The organism is Flavobacterium psychrolimnae (genome assembly GCF_003312425.1).
Lineage (GTDB): Bacteria > Bacteroidota > Bacteroidia > Flavobacteriales > Flavobacteriaceae > Flavobacterium > Flavobacterium psychrolimnae.
In genome coordinates this window covers 32,678-48,380 of sequence record NZ_QNUX01000013.1, presented here as the reverse complement: position 1 = coordinate 48,380, position 15,703 = coordinate 32,678, and the positions used below count along the sequence as shown (strand labels likewise).

The window sequence follows — 15,703 nt, the reverse complement described above, 5'->3', positions numbered from 1 at the left end:
TGTAGATGTATAATGGGAATTAATTAAAATCCTCCTATGATATAACTCCAACCTTGTTCCTGTTTTTCAACAATTTCGGCAATTCCGGCGGGTACATATTCTACTTCTGGGATTAATTGCTCTTTGGTTATTTTTCGATTTTTCATAGTGTTTTCGCAAACTACAAAACGGACTCCTTTTGCATAAAGTGCTTTAATTGCTGCTATATGCTTTGATTTTGTAGCCATAACAAATTCTAATCCCATGTTGTAAACCACTACTTCATATTTTGCTTTAGGCCAATGGTCCGTTAAATTTTTCAGTTGGTTAGCAAATGCTTTTTGTTGTAAAGTATCGATAGCATTTGTAAACTGAAAAACTATTTTATGATTGTTCGGCCTTTTTTGGGCAAAGGCACTAACTGTAAATAATCCAAGAAGAATGAGAGCTGTTAGTTTTAAATTTTTCATTTGTTTTATGTCTTAGATTTCAATTTTCCCTCAGCTTCTTCCATTTTCTTTTTTTCCATTTTTATGGGTTTAAATGGCCCATATTTATGTTGTGTTTCGGTGTATTTATCGGAATAAGGCCCAAATGGATGATCTACTGGTTTTTTGGAAATATTGGGCCAATCCTGACTTAAATCTTTCGATGGTCTGTCCAGACTTTCCACATATGCCGCAATATCCCAGGATTCTTCATCTGATAATTGAGGGTTTTCGTACGTTACACCCAGCGGCATATTGTATTTTATGTACCCTGCGAACCGACTAATTCTAAACAATCCCGCACCGCTATTGTAGGAGTTTTTGCCCCAAAGTGGCGGGTAGGTGTATTCTTTTTTATCCGCTGCCAGAATCCCTTCACCATTTATTTGATGGCAACTGGCACATTTGGCATTATATAATGCTTTGCCTTTTACAGGATCAGCAGCGCGATCTAAATATTCCAAATCATAGATTCCAGCCGCATTTGCTTCTTTTCCTTTGGGAACATTGCTGCCAATGTATTCAATATATGCAATCATGGCTTTCATTTCTTTATCGTCTTCTTTGAGAGGCTGACCGTTTAAGCTTCTTTCCATACAATCGTTAACTCTTTTGTATAAGTTTTCCACTTGCCCGCTTCTGGCTCTCATTTTTGGATACATCGAATAAACGGAACCATAATTGTTTCCCCAAGGTTTTGTGCCGGCATCCAGATGGCAATTGTTGCAATTCATCCCGTTGGTGATTTGTTTCACACTGCCATTTGGACCCAAATATTTTGCCGTATGCGCAATTAAATCTTTGCCATATTCTACTTCTTGTTTTAAAGTGGCATCTGTAATCAAATTGATATCAGCTGGCTTCCAGAATTTTGCCGTTTCATTTTGCACCATCACTTTTTTCTTAGCATCGATATAAAGAGAATCGAGGTTTGAATCACTATTTTGAAACCAATAAGTGATGGATGAATTGAAAAACACTAGCAAGAACAACCCCATGACTAAGAAAATAATAGTCATAAAGAGATAAATCAGTCTTTTTACAAGCGATTTAAATTGGACGATATTTTGTTTTTCTGGAATCATAAATGTATTAATGAGGCAGTTTATCTCTAAAATATCCATAAACCCAAGTTCCTACTATTGCAAAAAATAGGGTTACAATCATCACGGTTGCACCCGTTCCAATTTGTGCAAACAACGGTCCAGGACAAGCTCCGGTTACTGCCCAGCCCAATCCAAAGATGAGTCCACCATAAATCTGACCTTTGTTAAAGGTTTTGTCGTGGAACTCAATTTTTTCTCCATAAATGGTTTTAATATTGAATTTTTTTATCAGGAAAACGGAAATTATTCCCACAACAACGGCGCTTCCAATTACTCCGTACATGTGGAAAGATTGAAAACGAAACATTTCCTGAATGCGATACCAACTGATAATTTCTGCTTTTATGAAAACAATACCGAATAAAATACCAATGACTAAGTATTTTAAATTGTGGTACCATTTATGTTCCAATTGACTCTCGTTGATACAAACCGTATCCAAGGAACGCGTTTCGAAATCTGTATTTTGATCTTTAATGTTCATAATTCGTAATTTAAAGTGAAAGAATAAATGGTAAAATAATGTTTGCCATAATCAATCCACCTATGAAGAAGCAACATGTTGCAATCAGTGACGGCAATTGTAAATTAGACAAACCGGAAATCGCATGACCACTAGTACAACCTCCCGCATAACGAGAACCAAAACCAATGAAAAAGCCACCAACGACCATCATAAAAAATCCTTTGAGTGTAAACAAACTTTCCCAAGAGAATAATTGTTCTGGCAACATTCCGTAAATTTCAGTTATGCCGTAGCCTGCCAATTCGGTTTGTAGATTTCCATCAATGATAATCGGATTAGGATTTGACAAAAAGCTATATGCAATTACACCACCCAATAAAATACCGAAAACGAAAAACATATTCCAGATTTCTTTTTTCCAATCGTATTTAAAAAACTTAATGTTTGCCGGTAAGCACATGGCGCAAGTATGACGCAATGATGCACTAATACCAAATGCTTTGTTTCCAATGATTAACAAAGCCGGAACTGTGAGTCCAACTAATGGGCCTGCAATGTACCAAGGCCAAGGTTCTCTGATTAATTCTAAAATTTCCATATGTTTTTTTTATTCTTGTAAAATTCACTTTTAAAAAAGATAATTTGTGTAACTTATGTCACACAAGAAAAAAAAAATTGTAAAAAATGACATATATAAGAGAAATTATCCTATTTCATTTTTACTTAAATAGTTATTAATCTTGATGTATTAATATAAATAAGTGTTTTATTGAAATGGTGTCAAATAAAAAAGTGCTTGATTTCTCAAACACTTTTTAACAAATTAAAACTAGAATTTATGATTTTTTTTCGGCTTTTTTAGATGAACAACATCCATCTTTTTTACCTTTACCTTGCTCTTTTGTATCACTACCACAAGACTTCTTTTCTTCAGTAGAACATGATTTTTCTGTTCTTACTTTTTTCTTTTGTTTAGGTTCTTGCTCTTGAGCATTTATATTCATTGTAAATAATACTGTTGCTATTACTAATGATGAAACTATTTTTTTCATTTTATTATGTTTTATTTATTGAATTTGTAAAATTTTATTTTTTGTAAGTAAGAGTTAATCTCCGGAGGCTGCCAAATAGTATTAATGTAATTTGAAATTAGTTCTTTTTCGAAAAATAATTTTTGTTCACTTACAACCTCAAAATTATAGTTTTTTTTAAATATAAATTCTATTTGATTGATTATGAATTGCCCTATGTTAAAATTTAAAATACATCTCTCTTTTTGACAGCCATATGGCATACTGTTATTTTCAGCATTATTCTTTTGACAAGCCGATTCAGATTTTAGAGCATAATACATTTTCACAAGTTTAACAGTTGGCAACACTGTCAGCATTATGATATAAAAGCACAATGTAGTTATCAAAAATTTCATCGTTATAAAAAGTTATAAAATATTTTTTTGTACTATTTTTTGAAATGATTTAAAATTTATATCGGCTTGTCTTCGGGTTTAAGCAGCTTTTCTATTCTGATTAATTATTTCCGCAGCCACCACTTGGAGTATTTATGATACTATTATATTCTTCTAAAGAAATAAATTGTGGTTCATAGCTTACCTCATTATTGCTCAGTTCAGTTGTAAAAGAACGAATGTGATTTTTTGAGCCACAGGTTAGATTATTATATACAGTTAATAAATCTGATTTTGAAGTATTTATTATAAAGTCATCAATATCATTTATATCTAAATCTTCAATAGTTGCACCAACTTTTAATGCTTCAATCAATGAAATATTAGATTGTGAAATTAAATTATTATATAACACTTGCAAATCCTGATTTACAAAAATGCCCATTTGAACAGAGGAAGGATCTGGAATTCTATATTTATTTAATAATGATAAAACACTATTCATGTGTGTTTGTTCACTTTGAGAAATGCTGTTAAAAATAGCCAATTTGTATTTATTGTAGGAATAAATATAAACATCACGAGCTAGTTTTTCTTCCTCTCTTAAAAATTTAAGATCGTATATTTCATTTTGTGTCAATGTAACTTCAGTATCGGTGTTAACATTGTCATTCGTACAGTTGCTAAACAGTAATCCTGTTATAAAAGCAACAAATATTTTCATTTTCATAATTATATTTTTTGAATTAATATGAAGTAAATTTATTAAAAGAACTCTTTTTTAAATGTAACAATAGTCACTTAAAGAATTTAAAAAAGAGTCTTAAGTAAATATTAATTTTAATCACTTTTGATTAGCAGCAAACCTATTGTAAAATAATTAGGAGAGGAAGAGAACTTTCTTTCCCTTTTTTGCTTTTAAAAGAATTAACTGTGCCATGATTAGATGGAAAAATAATATTTAAAGATGCTTGATAGTTTTTTATAAAGTCTTAAGAAAATTGATTAAGTCGATTTTATCTGTTTCTTTCATTACATACACCACGCCAGTATTTGCATGAGTATCATCGCTCTTGGTTTCGCTATCAATAAAGCGTTTAATCAAATCATCATTATAAACGGGAGTATAAATGGAAGTGTTTGTCAAGTCATAGTAGGTAATTGAGCCTGTTTGTTTGTCTCCGCCACCTCTAAATTTACCTTTACCGTTATCTCCATGACAATTTGCACATCCATGTACTTTTTTTATTTCAGATTGCGAAATATCTTGTAAAACAGCACCATGTATATTTACTCCTGTTCTAAAAATTGTTTCTCCATTAGTAGCGTACGTTTCATTATCATTTGAACAAGAGGTAAAACCTATAAGTGTAAATAATGCTATTATATATTTGAAATTTTTCATTTTTGTGTTTTTATATTAAAGAGGAATTAATTTACTAGTACTTTTTGTGAAACATAAAATTTGTGATCGAAAATAAATGTAAGTAGTACCATTTGCGTATTTGCATTTTCTAAACTAAAGTTCATGGTATTATTCCCAATTTTTACTCCTTCAATTTCACCGTCATCCAATATTTTTCCGTCTAGCGATGAAATGAAATAATCTAAAGTGGCTAGGTAAGGTAGATTAAATTGAATTTTAACGATTTTATTAGCGGTAGGATTTGGTGAAACAGTAAAAGTAAAGGGGTTTTTTCCGTCGATTGTAACTACGCTCAAGTTCGTATTCTTAATTAGCTTAACTTCATAAATAGTGGGGTCAGCAGAAGTAACAGTAGTTTCATTATCCGTAAAAGCGCTAATAGTCGGACTTTGAATTCCCCCATAGATATGACCAATTACAAATTCATCATCCGATATTTCACTCAACTTAATTACCTCATTTTCATAATGTGGTAGATTGGTGTTTGGAATAAATTCTGCGCCTGCACCTTTAAGATTAGGCATTTCTATCGGTAGATTGTGTTCTGTTAAAGTACCATCTGCAAGTCGGGTAACTCTACTGATTGTTTTTACAAATGGGACATTATTATCTTGGATTAAAGTTGTTCCATTATAATAATATTGGCTAATTCCTCCAAAAAAAACAGTATGCATTTGGTTTTCTGTTTGGTCGTATAAACCTACTTTTCCGGAGTGATAGTTGCTTAAATATTGGTTAAATTGTGTTTGTGGAAAATAGCCGCTACTTTTAATGTCTACAGGATAGAGAAAAGGTAAATCAGCATTGATTTGAAAAACCCCTGAAGAAATAGTGTAGCCTTCTTCTCCGTTTGGAAAGACTTGAGGAACTAAGTTATAATCTCTTCGATGCAAGTTAACAGCATCAGTAACCGATGAATAATTATCATAACTTAATTGTTTTCCAGAATTGTCAATGGTAAATTTTTGAATTTGACTTAAATAGGATTGTACAAAAGAACCTCCATTATTTGGGTTATATCTACCTGTAAAAACCTGTCCACCTACTAAATAAAAATCAGTGCCGATTTTACCTAATTGTCCACCAGTATTCTGAAAAATCGGATCAGAAATTTGTTTAAAATAGGGTGTAATTGGAGTTCCTGCAATTACTGCTGTAATTAGGTTAGGAACATCGACTGAAGTTAGTTTGTCAAATGTAATATGATCATTTGCAGTTGCTGAAAAAGCATAACCACCAATAATATACAATGTATTTCCATCTTGGTGAAAATTCATATTGGTAGACTGTAATTGTTCTGCAATTCCAGCTGTTAGTGAATTTAAAGAAGCTGACCACAATTGTTTTGTATTTACATCAATCACATAAATATCGGTATTGTTTTGTGTTTGAGCAAATGCATTGAAAGGTTGTCTGGCATGAATGCCATCTTTTCGTCCTCCAATTACAAGCCATTTACCATTATGTTGTGCAAAAACATAAGAATGTAATCCAGGTAGATTAGCTATAGCAATGGGGGTAAGTTGCACATCATAAGAAAACGAATTTTGTGCTACTGTTGCTTTGAAGGAAAGCAGCAGTATGACTATAAAAATGTATTTTTTCATTTTACTTGCGTTTTTAAATTATCCGTATTTTGAACATCGTTCAAATTAGTTTTTTCGATGTTGACTTGTTTGGTTTGAGTTTGAGTTTTTGAAACCTGAATTGATTTTTCTTTAAAATTTTCAGAATAATCTTGTATACTAATTCTGGTACTATCTTGAACAATCGGATTCTCGTTTTGACAATCGTGACACTTTGCGCAACTCACCATTGCTTGTGAAAAATAGGATTTGTGCTTTTTTAAATCAAAATTTTTGTTTGTATTTTTTATGATACTCTTATAATTTTGACTGTTGTCTATAAGTTGAAAGCTTGAAAAAGCAAATAATGCTATCATGCTTGTAATTATTATTTTAGTTTTCATTTAGGTATATATTATAGTATTACCTCATAACTAGCAAACTGTTATGGGCTTTGTTCTTTCTTATTTAGAGGGGTATTAAACTAAAGAAATAATCTTTGGCGGTTGCCAAATGGAGTTGAAATATTGGGAGATAAAAATCTTTTCGTAATTGGATTTTTCTTTTTTTATCGTTTCAAATAAAGGTGTAACTGAAATAAATGGTATGAATTGCTCCTTAATGCATTGTGTGGGACTAAAGTTTAAATTCATTATAAAATTTCCCTTTTCACAACTTGATTGGGAATTATCAACTGTATTAGTTGTAGAACATGCGGATTGATTTCTTTCAATAAATTGCATCTTTAATACTCTAACAGATGGGAGTGCAGTTAGAGTAGTTAAATAAAAACATAATATATACGCAAAAAATTTCATGGTATAAATTTATTGTTCTAAACAATTAAATCAATTTTTTTTATAAAAAATCAACTAAAAATCATAAAGAGTGCCATTAAAATCATAACTAGATCTTCAATAATAGTTATGGTACTCATAGGCAAATTAAATACGGAACCCAAACAAGCACATTTTATTTTTCGTTTATTTAGATTACTTTCTATAACACCTATTATGCTAATAGTTAATACAATTAAAGTAATGGTATTGATTATTTTTGGGTTGTAGTTGATGAGATAGGCGAGTCCTAAACCCAATTCAATAAATGGGTAAATAAATCCATAAACAGGAATTTTCTTAGCCAAAATATCATACATAGCATAACTACTGGCAAAACCTTTCAAGTTTAATAATTTGAAAAATGAAAAAACAATAAAAAAACCAGCCATAAAACTATTCATAAATGACATCCATTTTATAGTTTCATTTTGATATGAAGTGATAAGTGAAATTCCACTGATAAATGCTACAATGAGCAGTAATGGAAAATAAGTAGCTAACCAAGATTTTTTAATTTCAGGGTTTTCCATTAGTGGAACTATAGTTTCTTTCTTTAAAATTGTAAATTTTGGTTTTTGAGCTAAGGCTCTTACTAATTCATCCAATTTTATTTCATTATTGGAATGTATCGTTGCTGTTTCAGTTTCTAAAATTACAATTGCTTGTGAAACCCCTTCCACTTTGGAAAGTATTTCCTCGACAGTAGTTCTGCAGCCATTGCAAGTCATTCCATTTATAGTAAATTCTGTAGTCATTCTTGTTTTATAATTCATTCAATTCCTCCGAAAAGTTAATTTACATTGAAATTCAATCATTCTGTTTTATTAGTTTAATGTTTTTTTACTTGTTAATTTTTAATTTTTTTTCAGCAAACTATCTAATTTTTTTCTAAACAAATCACTATTCCAATCAGCAGCACCAATTTTTGCTAAAACTAAATTGTTTTGTTTATCAATAAGATAAGTAGCGGGTATCGTTGACGAGTCCATTTCGGAAGGAGGGTCTGATAAAGATTGATATACCGGAAGGTTTAAACTTTCTTTGATTAAAAAAGTATTTGCTTTTTCGAAGGAATCAGTCGTGACGAACAAAAAAACAATCTTGTCTTGGTAGTCCGCATATAACTTCTGCATGCTTGGCATTTCGGCAATACATGGAGGACACCATGTGGCCCAAAAATTGATAAAAATTATTTTTCCTTTAAAATCTTCTAACGATACATTTTTTCCCTCGGCATCAATTAATTTCCATTGGTAATTTGAAAGTTTTTTTTGATCAGTTTCAGTAATCGTTGAAGGCGAAAAAGCAAATATACGATTTAGTTGTACTTTTATTATGGTGCCAAGAGGACTGAATAGTAGTAGCGCTAAAAATGCTATTAAAGCAATATTTTGAAGTGTTGATTTTTTTTGTACTTTCCCGTTCATTTCTTTCTTTATAAATTGCTGAATCTTTATTGAGTATCTTTTTATTAATTATTTCTTATTTTTTTAACCCAAATATTATAGACTTACTGCCAACTAATGTTTTTAGTATTTCTTGAGTAAAAAAGGGAACATTTTTTTTAATTATTATTTTTATAAATATTTATAAGGTTAAAAAAAAATGGGATAGAATTACTTATAATATTCTAGATGGTAATCTCCAATATGTTTTTTATTTTCTGAAATTGATATTTTATGTTTGAAATAGTTGATTGTTCCAAATACAAAAATCACAAAAGAAGTGATAAAAAGTAAAATCTCTATAATTAGACTATTTTCAATTTTCAATAAATTTCTCAAACTCAAACCTGCTATCAAGAAGTACATTGATGTTCTTAAAAATGCCAAGAAAGTAGATTGATTAGCTAAAATAGTTCGTTGTAATGCTAACCTTTCCCTTAAGATTAAATCTTTATTAAGTGCGTTAGCGGTTTTCATTTTTTTCGTGTATTTATTCCAAATGGCAAATACAAAGGGCAAAAACTGGCAAACGATGTTAGAATGAAAATACCCGCAAAAGCGCCAAGTACAATTGCTAATGTGCCATTAATTACTCCAGTATAGTATAGTACTCCAACAAGAATAGCACATGCAGAACGAATTATTTTATCAACAGTACCCATATTTTTTTTCATAGTAATCTATTTTAGATTTATAAAAATAGTTTTTAAAAATAAAAAGCTATGTAACAAAAGTCACATCGTTTCAAATAATAACAATAATAATTTTTGTTATTACATTATGAAGTGATCTCCAATAATTTCAGATAAGGGCATGCCCTTATGTAATTTTTTGATAATCGGTATTTATCCTTTATTAATCGTTAATCGTCAACGAATGGTATTCTTTCAAGGAAAAGATAGACATCCAAGTTTATAAAAATAATTTTTAATTCAGCTTCTAAAGTACTTCCATTCTGAAACCCAATTTATTTTTTATAGATGCGTTTTATTCCTTAAGTATTGTTTTTGCCACAGATTTGAGTTAATAAAAGAAACAGTTGTTGATTAATATATTTTTCAAATAAATTGTAACCCGACTAAAACCAATATAATTTGTATCAAAAATATAATTAATCCAAAAAATAATCCCTTTTTACCGGATTGAATTAGTGATTTAATGCTAACATTAAGTCCAATTGCAGTCATAGCTATTGTTAAAACAATCTTTACCATCGTATTCATAATATCAAGTAAAGATTTATCAAAGTCTACTAACGAAACTAAAATGGTAATTGCTAAAAAGCTCCATAAATACCATGGCAATTGTAAGTGTTGCTTCCAATTTTTTGTTGTTTTGTGTTCTGATATATAATTGAAAAGTATCAATGCAGGCGATAATAATGCAATTCTTGCTAATTTTATGGTTATTGCATCTTCACCTATTAGTTGTGACATTGAGAAACCGGCACCAGCTACGTTGCCCACAGAATGAAGCGTTCCTCCTATAAGGATGCTACTATCAAATGAGGTAATATTAAAAGTTGTTAAAACAAATGGTAAAAGTAACATACCTACTGTTCCATATAAATTAACTACTGCCAAAGCAATACCTACATCTTCTTTATTTTTTTGTAGGGAGGGCGATAATGCAGCAATTGCACTTGATCCACAAATTGCAGTTCCAAAACCTACTAACAAACCTGCTGAACTAGGACATTTTATTTTTTTAGAGAGATAAATGGTAAGTAATAATACAAGTAAAACCACAACAGTTATTAAAATAAAACTTTGCAAACCTAATTTTGCAATATGTGTATAATTGATACCAAATGCTAAAAAAATAACTGAATATTCTAACATTTTTGAACTTGTAAGGTTTATTCCTGAATGAAATTCTGATGGAATTTTAATAAAATTTCCAATTGCCATCCCAACTAATAAACCCAAAAGAATACTATTAAAAAAAGTAAAATAATTAGAAACTACTAATACAAATAGTCCTAAACCTACAGAAAAAATTATTCCTAGGGGATTTGTTTTTATTTTTTTCATAATTTTTTTTAGATGATACTATTTTTAGTTTTTTGTATTTTTAAAGCTTTTACGGTCATATTTAACAATAGAAATTCTGTTAATCCAGTATTTAAAGTTGAATTAACAGTTTTTGTGTAGAGAATAAGTTGTAGGAATACAGTCTATATCTAGTTAGAATACATATGTGAAATAATTTTGATTACTATTTCAATTTCAGTAATGATGACTACTATTTATATTATTTAATTACTTTTTTCTAAAATGACATTTATTATTTCATCGGTTGATAAAACACCGGATTGTCTCCACAATTGTTTTCCATTTTGAAATAGTAGTAATGTAGGAACGCCACGAACTTTATATTTTGCTGCTATTTTAACATTTTTATCAACATCTATTTTGATTATGGTAACGCGTTTTCCCAGACGGTCTTTCACTTGCTGTAAAACAGGAGTTAACATTTGGCAAGGACCACACCAGGTGGCAAAGAAATCAACTAGAACTGGGTTTTCTGAATGAATAGTATCTTTAAAATTACTCTTTTCCATAGCCCTGTTTTTTTGATTTTGAAATAGCACAACCATTGCTTCCACAACATCCTGTGTTGAAAAGGGCCATGCCTGTAAATAAAACACCCGGGATGACTAATAAATAATTTTTGGTAAATATAGCTTGAGAGATTACTATTATACCCAGAATCAGTCGAATGGCTCTAATGAAACTCCAATTGGTGAACATTGTATTTAGCATACTTTTGAATTAAATAAATTTTTTGATATTTATCATAAAACCAAGGTGAATTGCCTCATGATAATTGTTGAAACTTATCGCTTCTTCTATTGAAGACAAATGAAAACCTATTGATGTCACATACTCCTTAAAGTTTAGAAATTTTCCGTCCTCATAATCGTCTCTTGTTTGTTGAATATGAGATAGTAACAGACTTTTTATTTCATCTATTTCTTCTTGTGTTGCTGGTTTTGTAGGGAATGTTCCAATTTTATATTTGTTATGAAATTCTTTTGAAATTGTTACAGGTAAACCGGATAATCTGTAAACTAAACCTTGTTGAGTAGCTATAATATGTCCAATGTTCCAGATAAGATTATTTGTGAAACCAGTGGGGGTTTTATTGAGTTGTTCTAATGAAAATTGTTCTAAAAATTCGATATGTAGTTTTCTGTTAGTTTCCCAAATTTTGAATGTTGATTTCATACATCGTTGTATTTAATAAAAATAGTCCAATTAAAAAAACAGGCATTAATCTGTTTCAAACTGAACTATTTTCGCGTGGTATTTGCTATTTATTTGTTTATAATTGCATTTACATCTTGCCAGGTACCACCATTGGTAATATTAGTAAAACCATTTTGCTCTAAAATTGCTTTAGCCTGAGTACTACGATTACCAGTTCTACAGAAAACAACGATGTTTTTTTTACCTTTAAACTTTGATAATTGGTTTTGTATTTGATCCAAAGGAATATTAACTGCACCTTTTACAGTGCCTTGAGCAAATTCTTCAGGAGTTCGAACGTCTACTAAGAAAGGTCTTTTTTTCAACACTCTCTTTAGTTCTGTTGTTTTTGCTTTTTGGGATAAAGTTTGAGTTAATACATTTGGAGTATTTTGTGCAGCTATAAAATTGCTTATAAAAATTATTATAAAAAATAATATTCCTTTTTTTACTAAATTCATCTTTTATTTATTAGGTTGTTAACATCTTGCCAAGTGCCACCATTGGTAATATTATTAAAGCCATTTTGTTCTAAAATAGCTTTAGCTTGAGCACTACGGTTTCCACTTCTACAAAAAACAATAATATATTTTTTCCCTTTAAATCGGTCAATTTTATTTGCTACTTGATCTAAAGGAATATTTATGGAACCTTTTACATTCCCTTCAGCAAACTCTGCTGGTGTGCGAACATCTACAAGTAAGGCACCTTCTTTAATCAAGTTTTCCATTTGAGAGTTATCTGATTTTGAAAACATTTTTTTTAATATTCTGAACATAATGATTGTAAGGTGTGTTTGTTTTTATTATTTTAAAACTTTGCTTTGGCAAACGAAATCGGTTTTAGGAATATTTGTTTTAGATATGGCCCCAAAACCACCCTCAATTTCAGAAAAATTCCTGTACCCTCTAGCTTGTAATATTGACGCAGCCATCATGCTTCGGTATCCACCGGCACAATGCATGTAGAAATGTTCTTTTGGGTTAATATCTTTTATCCATTCGTTTATGGATGCTAATGGACGACTATAAGCTTCATTGACGTGTTCTGCTTCGTATTCACTTTTTTTGCGTACATCTATGACTTTACTTTCTCCAATTTTCACTTCTTTTTCAAATTTTTCTGCAGTTATTCTGTTGATGCTATCAACTTCATAACCTGATTGTTTCCATGCTTGAAATCCATATTTTAAGTGGCCAAGTAAGTTGTCAAAACCTACACGGCTTAAACGTGTAACTGTTTCTTCTTCAAAACCTATTTCAGTAACTAAGACAATCGGTTGTTTTACATCGGCAATTAAAGAACCTACCCAAGGAGCAAAATCACCATTAATACCGATGTTTATCGATTGTGGTACATATCCTTTTGCAAAATCACTATTGTCTCTTGTGTCTAAAATTAAAGCTCCGGTTTTTTCAACTACACTTTCAAATTCTATTGCATTAATACCTCTCATACCATTATTGAATACTTCTTCAAAACTTTCAATCCCCGTTTTATTCATAGCTACATTCATACCAAAATAGGCAGGGGGAGGTAACAAACCTTCAGTAACTTCTTGTACAAATTCGGTTTCCGTCATATTAGCGCGTAAAGCATAATTTGTAGCTTTTTGTTCGCCAATTGTTGAAACAGTTTCTTTACTCATGTTTTTTCCACAGGCAGAACCGGCACCGTGAGCTGGATATACAATTACATCATCAGCTAGCGTCATTACTTTATCTCGTAAGGAATGGAATAAGACTGCAGCTAATTCTTCTTGCGTCATGTGTGCCACTTTTTGAGCTAAATCAGGACGGCCTACATCACCAATAAATAAAGTATCGCCAGAGAAAATAGCGTGGTCTTTTCCATTTTCATCAATCAGTAAGTAGGTCGTACTCTCCATAGTGTGACCTGGGGTGTGCAATACTTTTATTTTGATAGTACCAATTGTAAATTCCTGATTGTCTTTGGCCGAAATGAATTCAAATTCTGGCTTTGCATTGGGACCATATACAATTTTCGCACCTGTTTTTTTACTCAAATCTAAATGTCCAGAAACAAAATCCGCATGAAAATGGGTTTCAAAAATGTACTTTAATTTTACTCCGTCTTTTTCTAACCTTTCCATATAAGGTTCTGTTTCACGTAGCGGATCTATAATTGCTGCTTCACCATTTGAGGTAATATAATACGCTCCTTGTGCTAAGCACCCTGTATATATTTGTTCTATTTTCATCTTATTTCTAATTTGAATGTACTGCTATTAATTATGCTATTACCGGATTGCCTTCATTCACCCATTCATTCATTCCTGGGGAATAATTTAAAACATTCGTATACCCATTTTTTATTAATAGGGAATAACCAATTGAAGCTCTATCACCGCCTTGGCAATGGATTACAACTTTTTTGTCTTTGCTTATTTTATCTAAATTATTTACCATAGTCCCTACAAAAACATTGTCTGCTCCTTCTATATGACCGGCATTAAATTCAGCAGCACCACGAAGGTCTACGATCTGAACATTTGGATCCCCTTTTAATGCTTTTAGTTCTTCAAGAGAAATGAAATGGGATTGATCCAAATTCCCGGTATAAGTCTCGGTAGAAGGGATGTAGCCATAAATGTTATCAAGGCCAATTCGCATTAATTTTCTGGTGAGATCATCTAATTGGGACTCAGGAGCAAGTATCATAAAAGGTTCCTCGTAAGTTAAAAACCATCCTGCCCAAGTGGCAAAAGAATTATTACCTTGAATGTTGATGCTTCCCGGTATAAATCCTTTTGAAAATTCAGATTTGTCTCTGGCGTCAATCAATTTGATTCCTTTTGCTAATGCTTCTGTTAATTCTATTTGATTTAACTTTCTTAATTTAGGAACCGCTGTCAAAAGTGGACGATCAACTTTATTTAAGTGCTTCATCATCGCAAAATATTTTGGTGGTTCGGGCTGATCCGTCAATAAATATTTTACAAAACCTTTTTCATCATGCTTGTATTGAAATGCCCAATTTCTCACTTTCTCGTATCCCACTGTTGTGCTTGGAACTGATCCTAAAGATTTGCCACAAGCAGAGCCCGCACCGTGCCCAGGCCATACTTGAATGAAATCTGGAAGTTTATTAAATTTTTGTACAGATTGGTACATTTGTAAAGCACCAGCATCAGCTGTACCAACAACACCAGCAGCTTTCTCTAGTAAATCTGGTCTTCCAATATCACCCACAAATACAAAATCCCCTGTGAAAAGCATTACTGGCTCATCGCTCGCAGGAGTATCTGTAAGAAGGAAACTGATACTTTCAGGAGTATGTCCCGGTGTATGTACAACTTCTAATATAAGATTTCCAAGTTTTATTTTTTGACCATCTTTTAATCCAATATGAGGGAATTCATATTCCCAACCTTCTCCACCTTCATCTGAAAGATACATATCTGCTCCAGTTAAAGCGGCTAATTCTCTTGATCCTGCAAGAAAATCTGCATGAATGTGTGTTTCAAGAATGTGAGTAATTTTCATGTTATTTTGCTTTGCAATTTCGAGGTAGGTATCTACATCTCTTTTTGCATCAATTACAGCTGCTACTCCTGCTTTTTGACAGCCAATAAAATAACTGGCTTGTGCTAAACTTTTATCGTAAACGTGTTGAAAAAACATATCTTTTATTTTTAGATTAATTACTAATTAGGAATCAAAATTACGTATTGCATTTATTAAAAACTGTGACATAAGTTACACAAGCT

Annotated in this window: 21 protein-coding genes; all 21 read right to left on the bottom strand. The window is 31.3% G+C overall.

The window, feature by feature from the left end; genetic code table 11:
• Positions 1-23: 23 nt before the first annotated feature.
• The 21 genes from DR980_RS13330 to DR980_RS13220 all read right to left on the bottom strand — a co-directional run bounded on the left by DR980_RS13330 (position 24) and on the right by DR980_RS13220 (position 15,617).
• Positions 24-449: a DsrE family protein gene (locus DR980_RS13330; RefSeq protein ID WP_113636933.1), complete on the bottom strand. Its 426-nt coding sequence runs from the start codon at positions 447-449 to the stop codon at positions 24-26.
• Between the two features lie 5 nt (positions 450-454).
• Positions 455-1,486: a c-type cytochrome gene (locus DR980_RS13325; RefSeq protein ID WP_113637073.1), complete on the bottom strand. Its 1,032-nt coding sequence runs from the start codon at positions 1,484-1,486 to the stop codon at positions 455-457.
• Between the two features lie 73 nt (positions 1,487-1,559).
• Positions 1,560-2,057, bottom strand: a complete 498-nt coding sequence (locus DR980_RS13320; protein WP_072944174.1) for a DUF6691 family protein — start codon at positions 2,055-2,057, stop codon at positions 1,560-1,562.
• A gap of 10 nt (positions 2,058-2,067) precedes the next feature.
• The gene (locus DR980_RS13315) at positions 2,068-2,637 is read right to left on the bottom strand and encodes a YeeE/YedE family protein (RefSeq protein WP_394335942.1); all 570 of its coding nucleotides are present in this window, start codon (positions 2,635-2,637) and stop codon (positions 2,068-2,070) included.
• Positions 2,638-2,875: 238 nt separating this feature from the next.
• Positions 2,876-3,091: a hypothetical protein gene (locus tag DR980_RS13310; RefSeq protein WP_072944172.1), complete on the bottom strand. Its 216-nt coding sequence runs from the start codon at positions 3,089-3,091 to the stop codon at positions 2,876-2,878.
• Positions 3,092-3,568: 477 nt separating this feature from the next.
• A complete protein-coding gene (locus DR980_RS13300) occupies positions 3,569-4,177 on the bottom strand; it encodes a DUF2202 domain-containing protein (RefSeq protein ID WP_113636927.1) in 609 nt (202 codons plus the stop codon).
• Positions 4,178-4,429: 252 nt separating this feature from the next.
• On the bottom strand, positions 4,430-4,852 hold the full coding sequence (locus tag DR980_RS13295) for a c-type cytochrome (RefSeq protein ID WP_113636925.1): 423 nt from the start codon (positions 4,850-4,852) through the stop codon (positions 4,430-4,432).
• 26 nt (positions 4,853-4,878) lie between these two features.
• The gene (locus tag DR980_RS13290; protein ID WP_113636923.1) at positions 4,879-6,480 is read right to left on the bottom strand and encodes a hypothetical protein; all 1,602 of its coding nucleotides are present in this window, start codon (positions 6,478-6,480) and stop codon (positions 4,879-4,881) included.
• Positions 6,477-6,842, bottom strand: a complete 366-nt coding sequence (locus DR980_RS13285) for a hypothetical protein (RefSeq protein ID WP_113636920.1) — start codon at positions 6,840-6,842, stop codon at positions 6,477-6,479. Before DR980_RS13285 ends, DR980_RS13290 begins: the two co-directional genes overlap by 4 nt.
• Before the next feature lie 464 nt (positions 6,843-7,306).
• Entirely contained in the window at positions 7,307-8,032 is a 726-nt protein-coding gene (locus DR980_RS13275; protein WP_113637072.1) for a heavy-metal-associated domain-containing protein, read from the bottom strand.
• A gap of 99 nt (positions 8,033-8,131) precedes the next feature.
• A complete protein-coding gene (locus DR980_RS13270) occupies positions 8,132-8,704 on the bottom strand; it encodes a TlpA family protein disulfide reductase (protein ID WP_113636916.1) in 573 nt (190 codons plus the stop codon).
• 189 nt (positions 8,705-8,893) lie between these two features.
• Complete coding sequence (locus tag DR980_RS13265; protein WP_113636914.1) at positions 8,894-9,199, bottom strand: DUF202 domain-containing protein; 306 nt, start codon at positions 9,197-9,199, stop codon at positions 8,894-8,896.
• Entirely contained in the window at positions 9,196-9,396 is a 201-nt protein-coding gene (locus DR980_RS13260) for a YgaP family membrane protein (protein WP_113636912.1), read from the bottom strand. The genes DR980_RS13265 and DR980_RS13260 overlap by 4 nt, the downstream gene beginning before the upstream one ends.
• 384 nt (positions 9,397-9,780) lie before the next feature.
• A complete protein-coding gene (locus DR980_RS13255) occupies positions 9,781-10,755 on the bottom strand; it encodes a YeiH family protein (RefSeq protein WP_113636910.1) in 975 nt (324 codons plus the stop codon).
• 224 nt (positions 10,756-10,979) lie between these two features.
• A complete protein-coding gene (gene trxA / locus DR980_RS13250; protein WP_113636908.1) occupies positions 10,980-11,285 on the bottom strand; it encodes a thioredoxin in 306 nt (101 codons plus the stop codon).
• Positions 11,272-11,487: a hypothetical protein gene (locus tag DR980_RS13245; RefSeq protein WP_113636906.1), complete on the bottom strand. Its 216-nt coding sequence runs from the start codon at positions 11,485-11,487 to the stop codon at positions 11,272-11,274. Before DR980_RS13245 ends, trxA begins: the two co-directional genes overlap by 14 nt.
• Positions 11,488-11,496: 9 nt before the next feature.
• Positions 11,497-11,952, bottom strand: coding sequence for a DinB family protein (locus DR980_RS13240; RefSeq protein WP_113636903.1), 456 nt, complete (start codon positions 11,950-11,952; stop codon positions 11,497-11,499).
• Positions 11,953-12,041: 89 nt separating this feature from the next.
• The gene (locus tag DR980_RS13235; protein WP_084089520.1) at positions 12,042-12,434 is read right to left on the bottom strand and encodes a rhodanese-like domain-containing protein; all 393 of its coding nucleotides are present in this window, start codon (positions 12,432-12,434) and stop codon (positions 12,042-12,044) included.
• Positions 12,431-12,730, bottom strand: a complete 300-nt coding sequence (locus DR980_RS13230; protein ID WP_244199309.1) for a rhodanese-like domain-containing protein — start codon at positions 12,728-12,730, stop codon at positions 12,431-12,433. The genes DR980_RS13235 and DR980_RS13230 overlap by 4 nt, the downstream gene beginning before the upstream one ends.
• A gap of 48 nt (positions 12,731-12,778) precedes the next feature.
• Positions 12,779-14,194, bottom strand: coding sequence for an MBL fold metallo-hydrolase (locus DR980_RS13225; protein ID WP_113636899.1), 1,416 nt, complete (start codon positions 14,192-14,194; stop codon positions 12,779-12,781).
• Between the two features lie 31 nt (positions 14,195-14,225).
• Positions 14,226-15,617 carry an MBL fold metallo-hydrolase gene (locus tag DR980_RS13220; RefSeq protein ID WP_113636896.1) on the bottom strand — a complete coding sequence of 464 codons (1,392 nt, stop codon included), beginning with the start codon at positions 15,615-15,617 and terminating at the stop codon, positions 14,226-14,228.
• Between the last annotated feature and the right edge of the window lie 86 nt (positions 15,618-15,703).

Excerpts from the sequence above, each read along its gene's own strand:
- DR980_RS13230 (WP_244199309.1), bottom strand. The coding sequence starts at position 12,730 with ATGTTTTCAAAATCAGATAACTCTCAAATGGAAAACTTGATTAAAGAA.
- DR980_RS13220 (WP_113636896.1), bottom strand. The coding sequence starts at position 15,617 with ATGTTTTTTCAACACGTTTACGATAAAAGTTTAGCACAAGCCAGTTAT.
- DR980_RS13310 (WP_072944172.1), bottom strand. The coding sequence starts at position 3,091 with ATGAAAAAAATAGTTTCATCATTAGTAATAGCAACAGTATTATTTACA.
- DR980_RS13275 (WP_113637072.1), bottom strand. The coding sequence starts at position 8,032 with ATGACTACAGAATTTACTATAAATGGAATGACTTGCAATGGCTGCAGA.
- DR980_RS13255 (WP_113636910.1), bottom strand. The coding sequence starts at position 10,755 with ATGAAAAAAATAAAAACAAATCCCCTAGGAATAATTTTTTCTGTAGGT.
- DR980_RS13295 (WP_113636925.1), bottom strand. The coding sequence starts at position 4,852 with ATGAAAAATTTCAAATATATAATAGCATTATTTACACTTATAGGTTTT.
- DR980_RS13265 (WP_113636914.1), bottom strand. The coding sequence starts at position 9,199 with ATGAAAACCGCTAACGCACTTAATAAAGATTTAATCTTAAGGGAAAGG.
- DR980_RS13235 (WP_084089520.1), bottom strand. The coding sequence starts at position 12,434 with ATGAATTTAGTAAAAAAAGGAATATTATTTTTTATAATAATTTTTATA.
- DR980_RS13325 (WP_113637073.1), bottom strand. The coding sequence starts at position 1,486 with ATGACTATTATTTTCTTAGTCATGGGGTTGTTCTTGCTAGTGTTTTTC.
- DR980_RS13245 (WP_113636906.1), bottom strand. The coding sequence starts at position 11,487 with ATGCTAAATACAATGTTCACCAATTGGAGTTTCATTAGAGCCATTCGA.
- DR980_RS13330 (WP_113636933.1), bottom strand. The coding sequence starts at position 449 with ATGAAAAATTTAAAACTAACAGCTCTCATTCTTCTTGGATTATTTACA.
- DR980_RS13225 (WP_113636899.1), bottom strand. The coding sequence starts at position 14,194 with ATGAAAATAGAACAAATATATACAGGGTGCTTAGCACAAGGAGCGTAT.
- DR980_RS13240 (WP_113636903.1), bottom strand. The coding sequence starts at position 11,952 with ATGAAATCAACATTCAAAATTTGGGAAACTAACAGAAAACTACATATC.
- DR980_RS13260 (WP_113636912.1), bottom strand. The coding sequence starts at position 9,396 with ATGAAAAAAAATATGGGTACTGTTGATAAAATAATTCGTTCTGCATGT.
- DR980_RS13300 (WP_113636927.1), bottom strand. The coding sequence starts at position 4,177 with ATGAAAATGAAAATATTTGTTGCTTTTATAACAGGATTACTGTTTAGC.
- DR980_RS13285 (WP_113636920.1), bottom strand. The coding sequence starts at position 6,842 with ATGAAAACTAAAATAATAATTACAAGCATGATAGCATTATTTGCTTTT.
- DR980_RS13290 (WP_113636923.1), bottom strand. The coding sequence starts at position 6,480 with ATGAAAAAATACATTTTTATAGTCATACTGCTGCTTTCCTTCAAAGCA.
- trxA (WP_113636908.1), bottom strand. The coding sequence starts at position 11,285 with ATGGAAAAGAGTAATTTTAAAGATACTATTCATTCAGAAAACCCAGTT.
- DR980_RS13320 (WP_072944174.1), bottom strand. The coding sequence starts at position 2,057 with ATGAACATTAAAGATCAAAATACAGATTTCGAAACGCGTTCCTTGGAT.
- DR980_RS13270 (WP_113636916.1), bottom strand. The coding sequence starts at position 8,704 with ATGAACGGGAAAGTACAAAAAAAATCAACACTTCAAAATATTGCTTTA.
- DR980_RS13315 (WP_394335942.1), bottom strand. The coding sequence starts at position 2,637 with ATGGAAATTTTAGAATTAATCAGAGAACCTTGGCCTTGGTACATTGCA.